Source organism: Pseudomonas sp. PDNC002 (assembly GCF_016919445.1).
In the GTDB taxonomy this organism is placed as follows: domain Bacteria; phylum Pseudomonadota; class Gammaproteobacteria; order Pseudomonadales; family Pseudomonadaceae; genus Pseudomonas.
The window spans coordinates 3429181-3449491 of record NZ_CP070356.1 but is presented as its reverse complement, the minus strand read 5'-3'; the positions used below and the strand labels follow the sequence as shown (position 1 = coordinate 3449491).

Annotated in this window: 15 protein-coding genes; 6 read left to right on the top strand and 9 right to left on the bottom strand. The window is 65.1% G+C overall.

From position 1 onward, the window contains the following. Positions 1-143: 143 nt before the first annotated feature. The gene (locus JVX91_RS15900) at positions 144-923 is read left to right on the top strand and encodes a TSUP family transporter (RefSeq protein WP_205335160.1); all 780 of its coding nucleotides are present in this window, start codon (positions 144-146) and stop codon (positions 921-923) included. Between the two features lie 24 nt (positions 924-947). Here the strand turns inward: JVX91_RS15900 and nudC are convergent, their stop codons facing one another. The 9 genes from nudC to JVX91_RS15855 all read right to left on the bottom strand — a co-directional run bounded on the left by nudC (position 948) and on the right by JVX91_RS15855 (position 12866). Next, complete coding sequence (gene nudC / locus JVX91_RS15895; RefSeq protein WP_205335159.1) at positions 948-1787, bottom strand: NAD(+) diphosphatase; 840 nt, start codon at positions 1785-1787, stop codon at positions 948-950. Then, the gene (locus JVX91_RS15890) at positions 1787-3460 is read right to left on the bottom strand and encodes a ferrous iron transporter B (RefSeq protein ID WP_205335158.1); all 1674 of its coding nucleotides are present in this window, start codon (positions 3458-3460) and stop codon (positions 1787-1789) included. Before JVX91_RS15890 ends, nudC begins: the two co-directional genes overlap by 1 nt. A gap of 42 nt (positions 3461-3502) precedes the next feature. Continuing rightward, entirely contained in the window at positions 3503-4315 is an 813-nt protein-coding gene (locus JVX91_RS15885; RefSeq protein ID WP_205335157.1) for a crotonase/enoyl-CoA hydratase family protein, read from the bottom strand. Positions 4316-4565: 250 nt separating this feature from the next. Continuing rightward, positions 4566-5909, bottom strand: coding sequence for an amino acid permease (locus tag JVX91_RS15880; protein ID WP_205335156.1), 1344 nt, complete (start codon positions 5907-5909; stop codon positions 4566-4568). Between the two features lie 204 nt (positions 5910-6113). Continuing rightward, positions 6114-8303, bottom strand: coding sequence for an EAL domain-containing protein (locus tag JVX91_RS15875; RefSeq protein ID WP_205335155.1), 2190 nt, complete (start codon positions 8301-8303; stop codon positions 6114-6116). Between the two features lie 106 nt (positions 8304-8409). Continuing rightward, positions 8410-10662, bottom strand: a complete 2253-nt coding sequence (locus JVX91_RS15870; protein WP_205335154.1) for an arginine/lysine/ornithine decarboxylase — start codon at positions 10660-10662, stop codon at positions 8410-8412. A 183-nt stretch (positions 10663-10845) separates the two neighbouring features. Further along, the gene (gene dnaQ, locus JVX91_RS15865) at positions 10846-11583 is read right to left on the bottom strand and encodes a DNA polymerase III subunit epsilon (protein WP_205335153.1); all 738 of its coding nucleotides are present in this window, start codon (positions 11581-11583) and stop codon (positions 10846-10848) included. 72 nt (positions 11584-11655) lie between these two features. Continuing rightward, complete coding sequence (gene rnhA / locus JVX91_RS15860; RefSeq protein WP_017519541.1) at positions 11656-12099, bottom strand: ribonuclease HI; 444 nt, start codon at positions 12097-12099, stop codon at positions 11656-11658. Positions 12100-12110: 11 nt separating this feature from the next. Beyond that, entirely contained in the window at positions 12111-12866 is a 756-nt protein-coding gene (locus tag JVX91_RS15855) for a methyltransferase domain-containing protein (protein ID WP_205340022.1), read from the bottom strand. Positions 12867-12955: 89 nt separating this feature from the next. Between JVX91_RS15855 and gloB the strand changes: the two genes are divergently transcribed. The 5 genes from gloB (at position 12956) to JVX91_RS15830 (ending at position 20310) form a co-directional block, all read left to right on the top strand. Beyond that, a complete protein-coding gene (gene gloB / locus JVX91_RS15850) occupies positions 12956-13735 on the top strand; it encodes a hydroxyacylglutathione hydrolase (RefSeq protein WP_205335152.1) in 780 nt (259 codons plus the stop codon). A 79-nt stretch (positions 13736-13814) separates the two neighbouring features. Further along, positions 13815-15419 carry a LysM peptidoglycan-binding domain-containing protein gene (locus JVX91_RS15845; RefSeq protein ID WP_205335151.1) on the top strand — a complete coding sequence of 535 codons (1605 nt, stop codon included), beginning with the start codon at positions 13815-13817 and terminating at the stop codon, positions 15417-15419. A gap of 117 nt (positions 15420-15536) precedes the next feature. Continuing rightward, positions 15537-17366: an extracellular solute-binding protein gene (locus tag JVX91_RS15840; RefSeq protein WP_205335150.1), complete on the top strand. Its 1830-nt coding sequence runs from the start codon at positions 15537-15539 to the stop codon at positions 17364-17366. Next, positions 17363-19228 (top strand): extracellular solute-binding protein, encoded by a 1866-nt coding sequence (locus tag JVX91_RS15835; RefSeq protein ID WP_205335149.1) that lies wholly within the window; start codon positions 17363-17365, stop codon positions 19226-19228. Before JVX91_RS15840 ends, JVX91_RS15835 begins: the two co-directional genes overlap by 4 nt. Further along, on the top strand, positions 19228-20310 hold the full coding sequence (locus tag JVX91_RS15830; protein ID WP_205335148.1) for a microcin C ABC transporter permease YejB: 1083 nt from the start codon (positions 19228-19230) through the stop codon (positions 20308-20310). The genes JVX91_RS15835 and JVX91_RS15830 overlap by 1 nt, the downstream gene beginning before the upstream one ends. Position 20311 lies beyond the last annotated feature (1 nt).

The window sequence follows — 20311 nt, the reverse complement described above, 5'->3', positions numbered from 1 at the left end:
CCTCGTAGAATTGCCGGCATTATGCGCACCGCGTACCTGCGCGGCCAGCCAGACCGTTGCAGCTTTCGGGCCCGTTAACGTTTTCCTGCCAGCCACTCCTTACAAAGGAGCGGCGCATCGGGCTCCTGAACAAGGCCGAACCCATGCCCTTCGAACTCGTCGTAGATCCCAGCACCCTGCTCATCCTCGCCGGCGTCGCCTTCCTCGCCGGCTTCATCGACGCCATCGCTGGCGGCGGTGGGCTGCTGACCATCCCCGCCCTCCTCACCGCTGGCGTCCCGCCACACCTGGCGCTGGGTACCAACAAGCTGAGCTCGACCTTTGGCGCCGCCGTGGCCAGCCACACCTTCTACCGCCGCAAGCTGTTCGAGCCGCGCAAGTGGCGCAAGGGCTTGATCGCCACGGCCATCGGCGCCGCGCTGGGTGCCTGGGCTGCGCACCTGATGCCGGCGGAATGGCTGAACCGCATGCTGCCGGTGGTGGTGTTCGGCTGCGGCCTGTACCTGTTGTTCGGTAAGACGCCCGAGGCGCCGCTGGACGCCAACCCGCGCATCGCCCAGCGCCGCCAGTGGCCTCAAGGTCTCGGCCTGGGCTTCTACGACGGCGTGGCCGGCCCCGGCACCGGCGCCTTCTGGACCGTCAGCACGCTGCTGATGTACCCCCTGGACCTGGTGCGCGCCAGCGGCGTAGCGCGCAGCATGAACTTCGTCAGCAACATCGTGGCGCTGGCGGTGTTCATCGCTTCGGGGCAAGTGGTCTGGCTGCTCGGCTTGTGCATGGGCAGCTCACTGATGGTCGGCGCCTATTTCGGCGCGCGCACGGCGATCGGCGGCGGCGCCAAGTTCATCCGTCCGGTGTTCATCCTGGTGGTATTGGCGCTGACCGTGCGCCTGGCCTGGCAGCACTGGTTCAGCGCAGCCTGACAGCCGTGGTCGGCGCCTGAAGCCTCAGGCGCCGCCGGGCAGGACGGGATCGGGACGACCGGCGCGGCGCGCCAGGTAGACCTCGATCAGGTAGCGGGCGATGGAGCGCTCGGCCGGCAGGCGCGGCAGCTCGTCGACGTGGAACCAGCGGGCATCCTCGATTTCGTCCGGCTGCATGACGATCTCGCCGCTGACGTACTCGGCGTGGTAGCCGAACATCAGCGAATGCGGGAACGGCCAGGGCTGGCTGCCCATGTAGCGGATATTGCCAATCTCGATCCCCACTTCCTCGCGCACTTCGCGCGCGACGCAATGCTCCACCGACTCGCCCGGCTCGACGAAGCCGGCCAGGGTGCTGTACATGCCCGGCACGAAGCGCGGCGAGCGCGCCAGCAACACTTCATCACCACGGGTCACCAGCACGATCATGCTCGGCGACAGCAGCGGGTAACGCTGGATTTCGCACGCGGGGCAATGCATGGCGCGGTCGCGGGGCATGCGCTGGTTGGGCTGGCCGCAGCTGCCGCAGAAGCGGTTCTGCCGCCACCAGATGCCGATCTGGCTGGCGAAGCCGAGCATGGCGAAGATGTCTTCCTCGGCCTGCATCATGAACTGGCGCAAGCCAATCCAGCTGGCGCCTTCCAGCGGGTCGGTACGGTCGATCTCCAGCAGGTACACCGGCTCGCCATCGAACTGGCCGACAGCATGTTCGGACAGAACTGACAGGTCCTGGCGCTTCAGCCAGTCACGGGGGAACAGCACGCCGTTGCTGTCGGCGAGGAACTGCTGCTGGCAGTGAGCGAGCGCCCAGCCACCGTTCGCCGCCATCTCGAACAGCGAGGATTCCCAACGTCCGGTGCGCATCAGGCGGCCACCGTCAGGCCAAGGGCCTTGACGCTCTCGCTGGCGACATCCAGGACGTCGGGTTGGCCTTCAGGCCGCATCATGGCTCCACCCTCCAGGTAATACTCCAGGCCGGTCAGAGCGTCGGCCAGGGTTTCCAGCATCTGCTCGGACGGCATCTGCGTCGTCTCGATCATCTGCCCCTGAATGTAATCGGCACAGGCCCCCACGAGCAATGCCGCGCGCTCCTGACCGAGGAACCACAGACCGCCACGCACCGCCTGCAGGCTGGTGGGAACGTTGGCAAGGTGCAGCTTGTCGCCATTGGATTCCAGGTAGGCGGTGATCGCGCGCTTGGCCAGCGCCAGGCCGGCCTGGGCTTCGTCGATCACCACGATGCGCGCTTCGGCGAGCTGGTGGACGGCAAAGGAATCGTCCTCCCCCACCGGCGCCGGGCGCGCACTCATGCGTTCGCCGCGCTCCAGGTTGCCGACCATGCTTTCGACGTACAGCAGCGCGTCGGCCAGTGAGTTGAGCGCCACCGGATCGTCCACCGCGCCTTTGGCCACCCAGCCGGCGACCACGCCGTGCTGGTGCTGCAGCGATGTGGAGGCGGAGTTCAGGCCGACCATGCCCAGGGTCTTGGCCAGCTTGCCCAACTGGGTGTGCAGGGTGCCCAGCGCATCGGCCTGGGACACGCCGCGCTCGATCAGGTCGAGCTGGTCCTTCACCGCCGTGAGCTCCTCGCGGATCGCCACCGACAACGAGCGCATCACCGACTGGCCAGGCCCGGACAGGCGCTGGGACTCGTCTTCGAGCAGGTGATCGGTGAACGGCAGCGATGCCAGGCCGAATACCTGGCGCAGCTCCATGGCGAGCGGTCCCTGGGTATCGGCCAGCGCGGTGAGGTAGAGCAGTTCCTTGAGCAGTTGCCGCGGCGCTTCGTACTGCGGGTTGGCGATCATCTGCTTGAGCTCGCGGTCCAGGCGCGAGAACACCAGCTTGCGCGTCTTGCGCGGCAGCATCTGCGCATCGACCAGCGCTTCCAGCGCACCGGCGCCGACCCAGCACAGGCGAGTACGCGCGACGCTGCCCAGCAGCACGTCGAGCTTGCCCAGCGCACGACCCATCAGTTTCAGGCTGGGATAGAGGTTCTGTTCGCGGATCAGCCCAAGCAGGCCGACCTGGTACATCTGCCGCAGGCGGCGGACTTCACGCTCGCGATCATCCACCTTTGGCGCGGTGACGGCCCGCAGCGGGCGCGGCAGGTCCAGGCGGGCGCTGAAGAAGAAGCTCTCCGGCAGCGCCGGCTGGCCGGCGGCCTGGCGCACGTCGTTGATCGCCGGCAGCAGCAACTCGGGGATTTCCTGGCGATGGGCTTCCAGGTTCTCGAGGTAGCGGCGCAGCACATACAGTGCATTGCCCAGGGCGGCCAACTGGCCGTCACGGTCCTCGCTGACGCCGGCGGGAATGTCGGTAGCCAGGTCGAGCGCTTCCTGGGCCAGCAGTTCGGCGCCGGCCAGTTCGATCAGGTTCAGCGTGCCGCGAATCTGGCTCAGGCACTCGACGGAATGTTGCAGCAGGCTGCCGTTCTCGCGTTCGGCGATGAAGTGCTCGAGGTTCTGCTCGGCCTCTTCCATCGTCGCGAACAGCTCGTCGCGGACCAGACTGAGGGACGTGGCTCCAGTAACCATCGGCCTAGTGCGCCTCCTGCGCGCAAGAAGAGTGGAAGGGCATCAATCGGCGAACTCGGGAGTCTTCTTGCTCATGTGCGCCATCATGGCGGTCTGCAGGTCGGCGGACTGCAGCATGGCGGCGTTCCAGGTGGCGATGTACTCCAGGCCGTCCTCGACACGGTGGTCGCGGGCGTAGCCAATCATTTCCTTGGTGCCGCGGATGGCGATCGGCGACTTGGCGGCGATCTGCCGGGCAATCTCCATCACACCGTCGAGCAGCGCGGCGTGGTCGGCATAGACGCGGTTGACCAGGCCGATCTGACGGGCTTCCTCGGCATCGGCGTTGCGGCCGGTGTAGGCCAGCTCGCGCATGATGCCGTCACCGATGATGCGCGGCAGGCGCTGCAGCGTGCCGACGTCAGCGGCCATGCCCATGTCGATCTCCTTGATGGAGAACAGCGCGTCGCTGCTGCAGTAACGCATGTCGCAGGCCGAGACGAGGTCGATGGCGCCACCGATGCAGTAACCCTGGATCGCGGCGAGGACCGGCTTGCTGCAGTTGTCCACGGCATTGAAGGAGCCCTGCAGCTGCAGGATGGTCTTGCGCAGGACGCGGGCGTTGCGGCCGACGTCCTTGCTCAGTTGACTACCGGCCTGGGCCAGCAGCGCCAGGTCGATACCGGCGGAGAAATGCTTGCCGGCGCCGCTGAGCACGACCACGCGGACTTCATCCGTTTCGTCAGCCCACTGGAAGATTTCGATGATTTCCTTCCAGAAATCGGCGTTCATAGCGTTGATCTTTTCCGGACGATTGATCTGCACATGGGCGATCTTGTCCGCCAGTTCAACGCGGAAAGCTTTGTATTCGGTCACGGGGATGTCCTCGGGATTGCCCTGCTTCACATCTGGGTACGGCACCCTGCCGCTGGAGCCCGGGCCAACAGTTCTTATTTGTGTCGCTTTTTCGCGTGGGAAATAGATGTCGGAAATCGCGTCACTATAACAAGGCAAGACCAAAAGTCGATGCCGTGGTCTGTGACACAGGCCACGGCATCGGACGCGAATTGGCCAGCAATCAAGCCAGCAAGTGCCTGATCGGGCGAAAGCCTCAAGAGCGCGGCAATCAGTCGCCCGCCGCCAGCGGCAATCCCTGGGCGCGGTTTCGGTACTGGCGCCAGGTGTACATCGGGATACCGGCCATGAACACCAGGAAGCCCCAGAAGATCGCCTGCTCGCCGGTGCCGTACAGCGCCCACAGCGAATAGAGGAAGCCCAGGCAACCGATGGCCAATACCTGCGGGCGCGAACGCGGGGAGAAGGACTCCGGTTTCACCGCCAACAGCTGCAGCAGCGCAGCGGTACAGAAGGCGTACGGCACGACACCGGTCATGGTGCCGAGCAGGATGATGACGTTGAAGACCTCCACCAGCTCGCCATGGCCGTCGACCATCACCAGCGCCGTCACCAGCAAGCCCGACGCCAGCAGGCCGTTGGCCGGCGCGCCGTTCTTGTTGAGCTTGCCCAGGGATTCCGGGAACAGGCCGTCACGCGCCGGCGCCACGGGAATCTGCCCCTGCAGCAACACCCAGCCGTTGAGCGCGCCCAGGCAGGCGATCACTGCGCCGCCAGCCACCAGGTAGTAGCCCCAGTCGCCCAAGAGGATGCGCGCGGCATCGGCGAAGGGCGAGGTGGATTTGGCCAGCACTTCCGGCGGCATCAGCCCCTGTACGGCCGTGATCGACAGGATGTACACGGAAGCGGCCGCCAAGGTGCCGAACAAGGTGGCGCGGGGAATGGTCTTCTTCGGATCGCGCACGTCGTCCGCCGGCACGGTGGCCGATTCCAGGCCGATGAACGACCACAGCGTCAACGCCGCCGTGGTGGCGATAGCCTGGGCATAGCCCATGCCCGGCAGCTCGCTCGGCGCGGGGATGGTCAGGTAATCGGGGTTGAAGTGGAACCAGCCGAGGATACCCACCAGCAGCAGCGGGATCAGCTTCAGCGCGGTCAGGCAATTCTGCACCACAGCGAAAGCGGTGATGCCGCGCAGGTTGATCAGGGTGCACAGCCAGATTGCGCCGATGGCGACGGCGACCATCAGGATCGGATCGGCAAGCGCCGGGATAAAGACCCGCAGATAACCCACCAGGGTGACGGCGATGGCGGCATTGCCGATCCACGCTGCCTTCCAGTAGGTCCAGGCGCACAGGTAGCCGGCGAAGCTGCCGAATCCATCGCGGGTATAGGCATAGGGGCCACCGGCACCGGGATTGAGCCGGGCCAGCCGGGCGAAGGTGAAGGCCAACAGCACCGCGCCGGTGCTCGATACCAGCCAGCCGAACAGGCTGAGCCCGCCAAATGCCGCCAGGCTCGAGGGCAACAGGAACACGCCCGAGCCGACCATATTGCCAACCACCAGCGCAGTGCAGCTCCAGAATCCCATGCTGCCCTTTTTCGCTTCCGCCATCTGCGCTCCTTAGAAGCCCGCGACTCGACCCTGTATTGCGGTGCTTTGCTTCCAGGCAAAACCAGCCTGATCGCACGCAAAGCGCCAATCTGTCCTACAGGGTAGACAGCGCCGGGCAAAGGAGGAAACCGTTTTGCAGGGCGACAGCGCGCGTTTCGCGCAATTTCGCCCCGCCCGGTCAATGGAGCAGCAGAAAAACCGCGGCTATCCCGTCGAGCCGACCTGCCGCCCGCCAATGCCATACAACTGCTCGAACTGCAGCGATGGCATCGGCTTGGCGAACAGGTACCCCTGCCCTTCGGTGCAACGCTCGGCGCGCAGGCGGTCGCGCTGGGCCGAGGTCTCGATGCCTTCGGCGATGGTCTCCAGGTTGAAACTGCGCGCCATGTCCAGGATGGCGCGGATCACCGAGAGGTCCTGCTGGGTTTCCAGCATGCCGTTGACGAAGGTGCGGTCGATCTTGATGCGCGACAGCGGATAGGTCTTCAGCAGGCTGAGCGACGCATAGCCGGTGCCGAAGTCGTCAAAGGCGATACCCACGCCTTGGGAACGCAGGCTGTGCAGCGCACTGAGCACCACATCATCGTGGTTGAGGACGATGTTCTCGGTAATTTCCAGCTCCAGCGCCTCGGCGGGCAGGCCGTGCCGCTCCAAGGCCTCCAGCACCTGGGTGACGAGGTTGCCCATGCGGAACTGCGCACCGAATAGGTTGACCCCCATGCGCAACTCCGGCGCCCCGTTTCGCCGCCAATACGCCGCCTGGGCGCAGGCTTCGTCGAGAATCCAGGCACCGACGATGGCGGCCAGCGGACCACCTTCGAGCGAGGGCAGGAACGCCGCCGGGGACAACAGTCCCCGTTGCGGGTGCTGCCAGCGGATCAACGCCTCGGCGCCGCGCAGCGAGCCGTCCCGGAGGCTGACCTGGGGCTGGTAGAACAACAGGAATTCGCCATTGGCCACGGCGCGGTGCAGCTCCATGCCGTACAGATGCCGCGCGGCCGCCTCCATCTTCAACGCCGGGACGAACACGAAGGCATGGCTGCGCCCGCTGCTCTTGGCCTTGAACAGCGCAAGATCGGCGTCGCCCACCAGGTCCAGCGCTTCCTGCGCATGCAGCGGCGCGAGCGCCACGCCACAGCTGGCGGCGACCCGCACTTCATGGGCATCGATAACGATGGGCTCGGCGATGCTCGCGATGACCGCCTGGGCCAAGCGCATCGCATGTTCAGGGGAAATCAGGTTGGGTTCGAGGATGGCGAATTCGTCACCACCGATGCGCGCCACCGTCGCGGTGCCGCTGGCCAGGCGAACCAGGCGCGACGCAACCTGACGCAGGATGCCGTCGCCCACGGCATGGCCGAGGGAGTCGTTGACATCCTTGAAGCCGTCCAGGTCGATCATCAGCACGGCCGCAGGGTGCGACTGCACCAGCACCTCTTCGGTACGCCGGTAGAACTGGCCTCGGTTGGCCAGCCCGGTCAGCACGTCGACACTGGCCAACTGGCGCAACGCTTCCTCTTCGAGCTGACGCGCGGTGAGGTCCTTGAGCACGGCTTCGAACTTGAGCTTGCCCTTCTCCGTCCAGCTGAACAGGGTCAGCCCCAGGGCCAGCTCGCTGCCGTCCTTGCGGACGCCAACGATTTCGCCGGGAACGGCCACGCCATCCAGGGACGTGGCATCGCTCGCCCCGCTGATCAGCGCGCGGAAAAAAGAACGATTGCGCTCGGGAAGCAGCAGCTCGAACGCCTGACCGCTGCCCTCGGCCAGGTCATAGCCGAACAGGTTGGCGGCGGCTTCGTTCCAGGCGCCGATTTCCCCCCAGCAGTCGAACCACACCACGGGCGTCGGCGAGGTGCCGGCATACTCTTCGAACAGCGGCCGGGTACGCGCCGAGGCGACCTCGATGCGGCGCAACTCCAGGCGATCGGCCGCCATTCGCGCCAGCTCACGGAGGCGCTCGCAGTCCTCGCGGGAGAAATCCTCGTGGGGTTGGCTATCGATGATGCACAGCGCGCCCAGCGCCTGCCCTTCCACCGACAGCAACGGCACGCCGGCATAGAAACGCACGCCATTGGGCGCGGTCACCAGCGGGTTGTCGTGGAAGCGCTCGTCGCGGCTGGCATCGCCCACCACCATCACACCGTCCTGGGTGATGGCGTGGGCGCAGAAGGACACGTCGCGCCCCATGTCGACCTCACCGATACCGGTGGCGGCGGCGAAGAACACATGGTCACTGCCGATCATGTTCACCGCCGCGACCGGCATGTCGAACATGCGCACGGCGATCTGCACTACCGGGTCGAGGCTCGGCAGCAGGCTTTCGTCGTCGAATCCATAGTCAGAGAGCGTGCTCAGGCGCTCGCTCTCGTTCGGCAACGTCACGGGACAGCGCATGGGGGAAACCTCCCTTTTTCCTCAATTTCTCCCTTTACCGATGCGCACAAGGATAGTTCTACTTTTCATACAGCGATGTATGTCACTTCTGTCAGTAGCCGGACGGTCATTTGCAGCATTCCACGGTGTAGCGCTTCTGCCCGTCTACCTCGCGCACCTGCAGGCCATGGACGTCCGAATCGAAGCCGGGGAAGTTGCGCTCGAAACTCTGGGCGAAGGCCAGGTAATCGAGTATGGAACGGGTCGATTCGGTGAACCGTTCGCCTGGCATGATCAGCGGAATTCCTGGCGGATATGGCACCAGCATCACCGCGGCAATGCGCCCTTCCAACCGATCGATAGGCACCGCCTCGACCTCGCCGCGCACCAGCTGCGCATAGGCATCGGCCGGGCGTATGGCGATCTCCGGCAGCACCGTGTACATGCGCTTCATTGCCTTCGCCGTGGCGTGGTCGCGATAACAGCGGTGCAGTTCATCGCACAGGTCGCGCAGGCCCATGCCTGCATAGCGCACGCCGCCAGCCTGGGCGACGCTCGGCAGCGCGTCCGCCAGCGGCTGGTTGGCATCGTAGCTGCGCTTGAACTCCAGCAGTTCGGTGACCAGGGTGCTCCACTTGCCCTTGGTCACGCCCATGGAGAACAGCACGAGGAAGGAGTACAGCCCGGTCTTTTCCACCACCAGCCCGCGCTCCCAGAGGAAGCGACTGACTACCGCGGCGGGAATTCCGCGCGAGTCCAAGCGACCACCCGCGGTCAGGCCCGGCGTGGCCAGGGTGACCTTGATCGGGTCGAGCAGCACGTAGTCCTCTACCGCGTCGCCGAAGCCGTGCCAGTCGGCATTGGGTTCCAGCACCCAATCGCGGGTCTTCACCTCGTCGGTCCCCTCGACGCCCGGCGGCTGCCAGACGCAGAACCACCAGTCGTCTTCCGCGAGATTCTGCTGCACATTGGCCAGCGCACGACGGAAGCTCAGGGCCTCGTCGAAAGTCTCCTGGATCAGCGAACGCCCCGCCGGGCCCTCCATCATCGCCGAGGCCACGTCCAGCGAGGCGATGATGCCGTACTGCGGCGAGGTGGAGATGTGCATCATGAAGGCTTCGTTGAAGCGCGCCTGCTCGAAGCGCCGCACACCCGCGTCCTGCACGTGGATCATCGAGGCCTGGCTGAAGGCGGCGAGCATCTTGTGCGTGGAGTGGGTGGCAAAGACCATCGGGCCGCCCGCGTCACGGCTGGTGCCCATGCCATAGCGGCCCTCATAGAAGTCGTGGAAAGCCGCGTAGGCATACCAGGCCTCGTCGAAATGCAGCACTTCGACGCTGTCACCCAGGGCCTGCTTGATCATCTGCGCGTTGTAGCAGAGGCCGTCGTAGGTGGAATTGGTCACCACGGCCAGCCGCACCTTCGGCTCGCGGCCACGGGCCAGGGGGCTGGCCTCGATCTTCGCGGCGATGGATTCGCGGCTGAATTCCGACAACGGAATGGGCCCGATGATGCCCAGTTCGTTGCGTTCCGGCGTCAGGTACAGCGGGATGGCGCCAGTCATGATGATCGCGTGCAGGATCGACTTGTGGCAGTTGCGGTCCACCAGCACCAGGTCATCGCGGCAGACCATGGAGTGCCAGACGATCTTGTTCGCCGTGGAGGTGCCGTTGATCACGAAGTAGGTGTGGTCGGCGCCGAAATTGCGCGCGGCGCGAGCTTCCGCTTCGGCCAGCGGGCCGGTGTGATCGAGCAGCGAACCCAGCTCGGGCACCGAGACGGAGAGGTCCGAACGCAGGGTGTTTTCCCCGAAGAACTGGTGGAACGCCTGCCCCACCGGACTCTTGCGATAGGCCACGCCGCCGCCATGGCCGGGCGTGTGCCAGGAGTAATTGGACTGCGCGGTGTGCTCCACCAGCGCACGGAAGAACGGCGGCAGCAGGCCTTCCAGGTACTTGCGCGCGGCGCGACTGACCTGGCGCGCCAGGAACGGGACGGTGTCTTCGAACAGGTAGAGGATGCCGCGCAGCTGGTGCAGGTCGGCCATGGACTCGGCCGGCGCATTCTCGATGGTCATCTGCTCGCCGAGGGCGAAGATCGGCAGGTGCGGCGCGCGCACCCGCGCCATGCGGATCAGTTCCACCACGTCCTGCAGCAGCCGCTGGTTGTCCCCCGCGCCCTCGGCGGCAACCAGGATGCAGGCCAGCCCGTGGTGGGTCGAGGCAACGATGCGTCCCTCGGCGGAACTGGCGGTGGAAAGGATGCTGAAGCCGTCCTGCTCCAGTTCCCGCGCGATATCCCTCACCCGGTCGCCGGCCACGGTGTCGGCCTTGATGTCGCGGTGAACGATGAGGATGGGGAATTTTAAGTCTTTGTACATTGTGAACCCCTGAATGGACGTACGACGGGCGTCGATCCCTCTCAGAGTATGGACTCACGGAATGTAGGGGAATGCGGTCGGCTTGCGGCTGTAATAAAACGTCGCAAGGGTGACAGGTGCAGCTCGCCCCCACGAAAAACAAAAAAGCCCCTTTCGGGGCTTTTTCTCAGGCAGCGCGGAGGATCACTCCTTCGGCGCGTCCATCTGCACCCACAGCGGCGGCGCGCCGGCGGACTTCTCGATCACCTCCAGGCGGGCAATGTGAGCCTCCAGCTCCTCGTCGGTCGCGCGGATCACCCGGGTCAGCGAACGCTCGGCCGCCAGGCGGCGGATCGCGGTCGCGGTAGCGCGGCCACTGCCATCGGTATCGGCGCCATTGCCAGCCAGCGACAGGCTGGTCTGGCCGCCGGTCATCGCCAGGTAGACGTCGGCGAGGATCTCGGCATCGAGCAGTGCGCCGTGGAGGTCACGGCCGGAGTTGTCGACGCCGTAGCGCTTGCACAGGGCATCGAGGTTGTTGCGCTGGCCCGGATGGCGCTCGCGGGCCATCAGCAGGGTATCGAGGATCGAGCAGTAGTCGCTGACTTCGGCGCGCTCGCTCTGCCCGATCAGGGCGAACTCGTTGTTGATGAAGCCAACGTCGAACGCCGCGTTGTGGATGATCAGCTGCGCGCCGTTGATGAACTCGAAGAAGTCATTGGCCACCTCGCGGAAGCGCGGCATGTCCTTGACGTAGTCGTTGGTGATGCCGTGGACCGCGATGGCGCCTTCGTCGATCTCGCGGTCGGGCTGCAGGTAGACGTGGAAGTGCCGGCCGGTGAGACGACGGCCTTCGAGTTCGACGCAACCGATCTCGATGATCCGGTGGCCGTCGGTGACCGGCATACCGGTCGTTTCGGTGTCGAGGACGACGCTACGCATTGTGTCTGAAACCTTCTTGCGGTTGATCCGCCCGGGCTATGGCGGGCGGCCATGAACTGAATTTCGGGATTCTCAGCGCGGCAGCTCGCTCACGCCGCGGTTGGCAAGCATGTCGGCGCGCTCATTACCGGGGTGGCCTGTATGGCCGCGCACCCAGCGCCACTCGACATTATGCCGGTTCACCTGCTCGTCCAGCGCCTGCCACAGGTCGGCGTTCTTCACCGGCTGCTTGGCGGCGGTCTTCCAGCCGCGCTTCTTCCAATTGACCATCCACTCGGTGATGCCCTGCATGACGTACTGCGAGTCGGTGACGATGCGCACGTCGCAATGCCGCTTGAGCGCGGCCAGGGCCATGATGGCGGCCATCAGTTCCATGCGATTGTTGGTGGTTTCCGCCTCGCCGCCCCACAGTTCGCGCTCGGCGCCCTTGTAGAACAGCACGGCGCCCCACCCGCCAGGACCCGGATTGCCCTTGCAGGCACCGTCGGTGTAGATCTCGACTTTCTCTTCGCTCATTGGACTCGTATTCAGGACTCGGAATCGCGGCGACTGACCTTGGCCACCGGCAGCGGCACCAACTGGCCACGCGGTTCGCGGCGGGGCTGGCGCAATGGCCGCAGACCGACCACCAGCTTGCGCGCCACCAATAGATAGAAGCCGGCGCCGGAGCCTTGCAGGACGGGTCCCCAGGTCTCCATGCGGGCCAGGCGGCCCTGCCATTTCGCCGATGCAAGCGGCGGACGATAACACCCGTAGCGGCGTTTCTCCAGCGCGAATCCCAGCAGGTTCAGCCAGTCGCAGACCCGTGTCGGCGAGATGCAGCGCGCGCGGCGCAAGGCATCGCGGGCGAAGTAATGGCGAATGCCCCAGGCACTCCAGGGATTGACCCCGACGACCAGGAGATGACCGCCCGGCCGTACGCTGCGTGCGGCTTCGCGAAGCAGGCGGTGGGGTGACAGGCAGAAATCCAGGCCATGCTGCAGCAGCACCACGTCTGCGGCGTGCTCGCCCAGCGGCCAGGCGCCCTCGTCGCAGGCGATCTCGACGCCCGGCAACGGCGGGCCGAGACGCACGCCGCGCTGAATGTTACCGGTACTGGCCGGCAGCTCGGCATGCGGGCCGTAGTGCACCAGGTAGCCGCCGAAATAACGCTCCAGCTCATTGATCAGCAGGCGCTGTTCTTCCGCGAGCATCATTCCGCCAATCGGACCGGCCAGCCAGCCGCGTGCCTGTGCAATCAGCTCCAGCCAGTCGGCATCGGCCTGGGCGAAGGGTTCTTCGATCATCACTACCCCCTGTGGGACAGCGCGACACAAATGTGCGTATCCGCACTACTATGCGCCAATGCCCACCACTTGGCGACTTTCCCTCCATGATACAGATAGACGCACTGCCCGCCTTTTCCGATAACTACCTGTGGCTGTTGCAGGATGTGAATCGCCGTGAGTGCGCGGTGGTCGATCCGGGCGACGCCGCGCCCGTGGAACAATGGCTCCAGGCCCATCCAGGCTGGAAGCTGACCGACATCCTGGTTACCCACCACCACGCCGACCACGTCGGCGGCGTCGCCCGCCTCAAGTCCGAGACCGGCGCCCGCGTGCTCGGCCCGTCCAGCGAGAAGATTCCCGCGCGGGACGTCGCGCTGAACGACGGCGACCATGTCGAGGTGCTGGGCCTGGGCTTCGAGGTGATCCATGTTCCCGGCCACACCCTGGGGCACATTGCCTATTTCCATGCGGACGCCAACCAGCCGCTGCTGTTCTGCGGCGACACCCTGTTCGCCGCGGGTTGCGGCCGCCTGTTCGAGGGGACGCCAGCGCAGATGTACGACTCCCTCAGCCGGCTCGCGGCGCTGCCGGACCCGACGCAGGTCTACTGCGCCCACGAGTACACCTTGAGCAACCTGCGCTTCGCCTGCGCCGTGGAACCGGAGAATCCGGACGTGCGCGCGCGGTTCGAAGAGGTCACCCGCTGGCGTGAGCAAGGGAAGATCAGCCTCCCTTCTTCTATAGGCCTGGAGCGAGCGACGAATCCTTTCCTCCGTGTATCGGAAATATCCGTTAAGAAAATCGCCGACGAGCGGAGCGGCCAGGAAACACGCGCCCCCGAGGAGGTCTTTGCGACCATTCGCCGCTGGAAGGACCAGTTCTAACGGTTGGCGAAATCTTGACCAGGGCAACCGCGATTCCTAGAATCCCCGAAATTTTTGCCCCGGACACAGTCATCAGCCAATGCCGCCAAAGACCAGCAAGACCTCCGATCTAGACGCATTGGCACGAGCCATTCGAGTCTCCATCGTTCTGCTCGCCGCGGGCCTGGCCGGCTGCCAGTCGACCCAGCGGACCGATCTCGCCAGTACGTCCCGTCCCGCCGCGCGGGCCGTCGACATGCAGTTCAACCCTGCCTGGTCGGCCAGCGCCCAGAACGACATCTGGGAGCGCATGCGTGGCGGCTTCCAACTGCAGGACCAGATCGACACCAACCCGCGTATCGAGCGCCAGCGCCTGTGGTTCATGGGCAACCAGTCGTTCCTGGAGAACGCCAGCGAACGCGGCGCGCCGTACATGCACTACATCGTCGAGCGCCTGGAAGAGCGCGACATGCCGCTGGAACTGGCTCTGCTCCCGGTGATCGAGAGCTCGTACAACCCGATGGCGGTCTCGCGCGCCCAGGCCGTGGGCCTCTGGCAGTTCATCCCGAGCACCGGCACGCACTTCAACCTGCGCCAGACCAACTTCTACGACGGCCGCCGCGACATCACCGCGTCGACCAATGCCGCGCTGACCTACCTGACCCGCCTGCACGACATGTTCAACGGCGACTGGCTGCTCGCGCTGGCCGCCTACAACGCCGGTGAAGGCACCGTCAGCCGTGCGATCGAGCGCAACGAGCGGCTCGGCCTGCCGACCGACTACTGGAACCTGCCACTGCCGCAGGAAACCCAGGATTACGTACCCAAGCTGCTGGCCCTGTCGCAACTGGTCAACGCGCCGACCATCTACGGCATCAACCTCAGCCCGATCGCCAACCAGCCCTACTTCACCTCGATCCGCATCAAGCCGGGCCTGGACCTCTCCCGCGTCGCCGCCCTGGCCGACCTGGACGAGGACGAGCTCTACCAGCTCAACCCGGCCTTCAAGCGCAAGGTAACCCTCGACGGCCCGCAGCACCTGCTGGTGCCGCTGGACAAGGCCGATACCCTGCAGGCTGGCGTGGCCAACATGCAGCCGGTCGAGATCAAGGTTGCCAGCAACGCGCACTACCGCGTGCGCAAGGGTGACAGCCTGCACAGCATCGCCCAGCGCTACCGCCTGAGCGTTGCCGAGCTCAAGGCGGCCAACCGCCTGAGCGCCAACCGCCTGCGCAATGGCCAGACCCTGGTCATTCCTGGCCAGCCCGGCCGTCCGACCATCGAGCCGGAAAGCCCGCGCCAACTGGCCCAGGTGGACCGTTCGAAGGCGGTCCCCAGCGCTCGCGCCAGCAGCCGTAGCTACACCGTGAAGAGCGGCGACACCCTCTGGCAGATCGCCAAGAAGAACGATGTCGATGTCGCCGACATCAAGCGCTGGAACAAGCTCGACAGCCATGGCGTGAAGCCCGGCCAGACCCTCACCCTGCAGGGCGGCAAGGCCGCAGCCACCCAGGTGGCCTCCAGCAGCAAGGCCAAGCAGGACACCGCGACCTACTACAAGGTCAAGCAAGGCGACTCGATGTACCTGATCGCCAAGCGCTTCAACGTCGAGATGCAGCACATCAAGCGCTGGAACCCGCGCAGTGGCAAAGCCCTGAAGCCGGGCCAGACCATTACCCTGTACCTCGACACCGCCAGCCGCTGATCCCGCTTTCGCGCCGGGGCGGCATCGCCCCGGCCGCATGTCTTCTGGCAGCCAGGACAAGCTGCTACTGTACGACGCAACTCTCCCTCAGCCAGCCAGGATCGGATCCTACGCCTGATGCGTCGATTGTCTCTCCTGTTCCTGGGACTCTTCCTGGGCCTGCCCGCCTCCGCCCAGATCACCGAGAGCCACGGTTACGCGCAGTTCGGCGACCTCAAATACCCGGCCAGCTTCGACCATTTCGACTGGGTCAACCCCAAGGCCCCCAAGGGCGGCCTGCTGCGGCTGATGGGCCTGGGCACGTTCGACACGCTCAATCCCTATACCTTCAAGGGCAGCCCGCCCGTCAGCACCGCGGACTTCCTGCAATACGGCGTCAGCGAGCTCAATGAGCCGCTGATGGTCGGCACCGGCCTCTACGACCCTTCGGGCGACGAGCCCGCCTCCAGCTACGGCCTGATCGCCCGTAGCGTGGAGTACGCCGAGGATCGCAGCTGGGTGGTGTTCAACCTGCGCCCGGAAGCGCGCTTCCACGACGGCAAGCCGATCACCGCCTACGACGTGGCATTTTCCTACCGCACCCTGCTCAAGCATGGCCACCCGATGTACCGCACCAACCTGCAGGAGGTGCAGCGGGTCGACATCCTTTCCGCGCAGAGCATCCGCTTCGTCTTCAAGCGCCATGACAATCCGCTGCTGATCCTGCGCCTGGGCGAAATGCCGGTGCTGCCACAGCACTACTGGAAAGGCCGCGACTTCCAGGCCACCACCTTCGATCCGCCGTTGGGCAGTGGTCCGTATCGCATCACCGAAGTAGTGCCGGGGCGCCGCCTGGTGTTCGAGAGGGTCAAGGACTGGTGGGGCAAGGACCTGCCTGTGAACCGCGGCAAGTACAACTTCGACCGGGTCGAAGTGGACTTCTATCGAGACGCCGGCATCGCCTTCGAAGCCTTCAAGGCCGGTGAATTCGATTTCTACATCGAGCACCAGGCGAAGAACTGGCGCAGCAACTACCGCTTCCCGGCTGTGCGCCGCGGTGAAGTGGTGAAGGTGGAAATCCCCCACCAGATCCCCACCCAGACCCAGGCGCTGTTCCTCAATACCCGCCGTGCGACCTTCGCTGATCGCCGTCTGCGCGAAGCGCTGGGGATGATGTTCGATTTCGAATGGACCAACCGCGCACTGTTCAACGATGCCTACGTGCGCGCCAGCAGTTACTACCCCAACAGTACCTTCGCCGCCACCGGCGCGCCCCAGGGCAAGGAGTGGCTGCTGCTCTCCCCTTACCGTCAGCAACTGCCCGAAGCATTGTTCAAGCGCCCCTTCACCGTGCCGGTGACCAAGGGGGCCGGCATTTCGCGGGAAACCCTGCGTCACGCATTGGGTCTATTAGGCGAAGCCGGCTGGAAGCTCTCCGGCGACCGGCTTCTGAATGCCAACGGCAAACAGCTGCGCTTCGAAATCCTGCTGGTCAATCCCAGCCTGGAGCGGGTACTCCAGCCCTATCGCGAGAATCTCGCCAGCATTGGTATCGATGCGAGCTTGCGCACCGTGGACCGCGCCCAGTACAAACAGCGTCTGGACCAGTTCGACTACGACATGATTCTGATGACCCTGCCCCAGACATTGAGCCCCGGCCTCGAACAATGGCAGTACTTCCATTCCAGCCAGGTGGCGGTCAAGGGCAGCAAGAACTATGCGGGCATCGCCAGCCCTGTGGTGGACGCGATGCTCGAAAAACTGCTGGGCGCCACCGACCGCGACCAGCAGGAAGCCGCCGCCCGCTCCCTGGACAGGGTGCTGCTGTGGCAGCACTACAGCATTCCCAACTGGTACCTGAACAAACATCGACTGGCGTACCGCAACCGCTTCGCCTTCGTCACCACGCCGCCCTACACACTGGGCTTGCGCGCGTGGTGGCAAAAAGACCAGGAGAACACCCTATGAAAAGCCCCCGCCGCGCCGCGCTCTGCGCCGGCCTGTTGCTGGGACTGCTGGGCAGTGCGCAGGCCGCGCCGCAGCACGCCATCACCCTGTATGACGAGGCGCCGAAGTACCCGGCCAACTTCAAGCACTTCGATTTCGTCAATGCGGATGCGCCCAAGGGCGGAACGCTGCGTCTCTCCGACTTCGGAGGTTTCGACAGCCTCAACCCCTTCATTGCCAAGGGCAACTCGGCCCCGCAGATCAACCTGATCTACGATACCCTCACCTTCCACTCCCTCGATGAGCCCTTCACCGAATACGGCCTGCTTGCCGAGAAGATCGAGAAGGACCCGGAGCACCGCTTCGTCCGCTACTACCTGCGCCCCGAAGCGCGCTTCCAGGACGGCACGCCGGTCACCGCCGAAGACGTGGTGTTCACCTTCGAAACCCTGATGAAGGACGGCGACCCGATGTACCGCAACTACTACGCGGACGTCGACAAGGTGGTGGCCGAGGACAAGCTGCGCGTGCGCTTTGACTTCAAGCACGGCGACAACCGCGAGCTGCCACTGATCCTCGGCCAGCTGTCGATCCTGCCCAAGCACTGGTGGGCCAGCCGCGACTTCAACAAGACCAACATGGAACCGCCGCTGGGCAGCGGCCCGTACCGCATCGCCAAGGTCGAGGCCGGCCGCTCGATCCGCTACGAGAAGGTCAAGGACTGGTGGGGCGACAAGCTGCCGGTGAACCGCGGCTTCAACAACTTCGACGCTGTGGTGGTGGAGTCCTACCGCGACCTCACCGTCGCCCTGGAGGCCTTCAAGGCCGGGCAGTTCGACTTCAACGACGAGCGCATCGCGAAGAACTGGGCGACCGCCTACGACTCGCCAGCCGTGCGCGATGGCCGCATCGTTCGCGAGGAGCCGGTGAACGGCAATCCATGGGGCATGCAGGCCTACGCCTTCAACATCCGCCGCCCGGTGTTCCAGGACCCGCGCGTGCGCGAGGCGATCAGCCAGCTTTTCGACTTCGAGTGGACCAACAAGCAGCTGTTCTTCGGCTCCTACCTGCGCGACGGCAGTTACTTCGAAAACTCCGAAATGGCCGCCAAGCAGCTGCCTGACGCCGAGGAGCTGAAGATTCTCGAGCCGCTGCGCGACAAGCTGCCGCCCGAGGTATTCACCCAGGTCTACGTGCCTCCCACCAGCGACGGCAGCGGCATCATCCGCGAGCAGAAGCGCAAGGCCTACCAGCTGTTGCTCGACGCCGGCTACAAGATCGAGAACGACAAGATGGTCGGTCCCGACGGCAAACAGCTGAGCTTCGAGTTCATGCTCGCCCAGGCCGACTTCGAGCGCGTGCTGCTGCCGTTCAAGCGCAACCTCGCGGAGCTGGGTATCGACATGCAACTGCGCCGGGTCGACGTCTCGCAGTACATCAACCGCCTGCGCTCGCGGGACTACGACATGATCGTCAGCAGCTGGCCGCAGTCCAGTTCCCCGGGTAACGAGCAGCGCGAGTTCTGGCACTCCAGCAGCGCCGACAAGCCCGGTAGCCGCAACTTCATCGGCCTGCGCGACCCGGGCATCGATGCCCTGGTGGAAGGCCTGATCAACGCGGGCTCCCGCGAAAGCCTGGTGCGCCATGCCCGCGCGCTGGACCGCGCGCTGCTCTGGGGCCACTACGTGGTGCCCAACTGGTACCTGGGCAACTGGCGCATCGCCTACTGGAACCGCATCGCCCACCCGGAAAAACTGCCGCCCTACAGCTATGCGCTGCAGACCTGGTGGCAGGCCCGCGACAAGGCTGTGCCAACCAATACGGACGCCAAGGCCGCGGCCGAAACGCCCGTTGGCGGCGCCGTCGCCCAAGGGGCCGAGTGATGCTGGCCTACATCCTGCGGCGCCTGCTGCTGATCATCCCCACCCTGTTCGGCATCCTGCTGATCAACTTCATCATCATCCAGGCCGCCCCCGGCGGCCCGGTGGAGCAGATGATCGCCAAGCTGGAAGGCTTCGATGCCGCCAGCGGCGGCGCCACCGGACGCATCTCCGGCGGCGGCGGTGAAGTCCCTGCCGCCGGCACGCACTATCGCGGCGCCCAGGGCCTGGACCCGGAGCTGGTGAAGGAAATCGAGAAGATGTACGGCTTCGACAAGCCGGCACCCGAACGCTTCTGGATCATGCTCAAGAACTACGTGCACCTGGACTTCGGCCAGAGCTTCTTCCGTGACGCCAAGGTCACCGACCTGATCGTCGAGAAGCTGCCGGTCTCCATCTCCCTCGGGCTGTGGAGCACGCTGATCATGTACCTGGTGTCGATCCCGCTGGGCATCGCCAAGGCGGTGCGCCACGGCAGCCATTTCGACGTCTGGACCAGCTCGGCGATCATCGTCGGCTACGCGATCCCCGCCTTCCTCTTCGCCATCCTGCTGGTGGTGCTGTTCGCCGGCGGCAGCTACTGGGACTGGTTCCCGTTACGAGGATTGACCTCCAACAACTTCGACGAGCTGACCTGGGCCGGCAAGGTCCGCGACTATTTCTGGCACCTGGCGCTGCCCATCACTGCGCTGGTGATCGGCAACTTCGCGACCATCACCCTGCTGACCAAGAACAGCTTCCTCGACGAGATCGGCAAGCAGTACGTCGTCACCGCCCGCGCCAAGGGCCTCACCGAGCGCCGCGTGCTCTACGGACACGTGTTCCGTAACGCCATGCTGCTGATCATCGCCGGTCTGCCCTCGGCCCTGCTGGGCATCTTCTTCACCGGCTCGCTGCTGATCGAGGTGATCTTCTCCCTCGACGGCCTGGGCCTGCTCAGCTTCGAAGCGGCGCTGAACCGCGACTACCCGGTGGTGTTCGGCACGCTGTTCATCTTCACCCTGTTCGGTCTGATCATGAAGCTGGTCAGCGACGTCCTCTACACGCTGGTCGATCCGCGCATCGACTTCGAGAACCGGGAGTAAT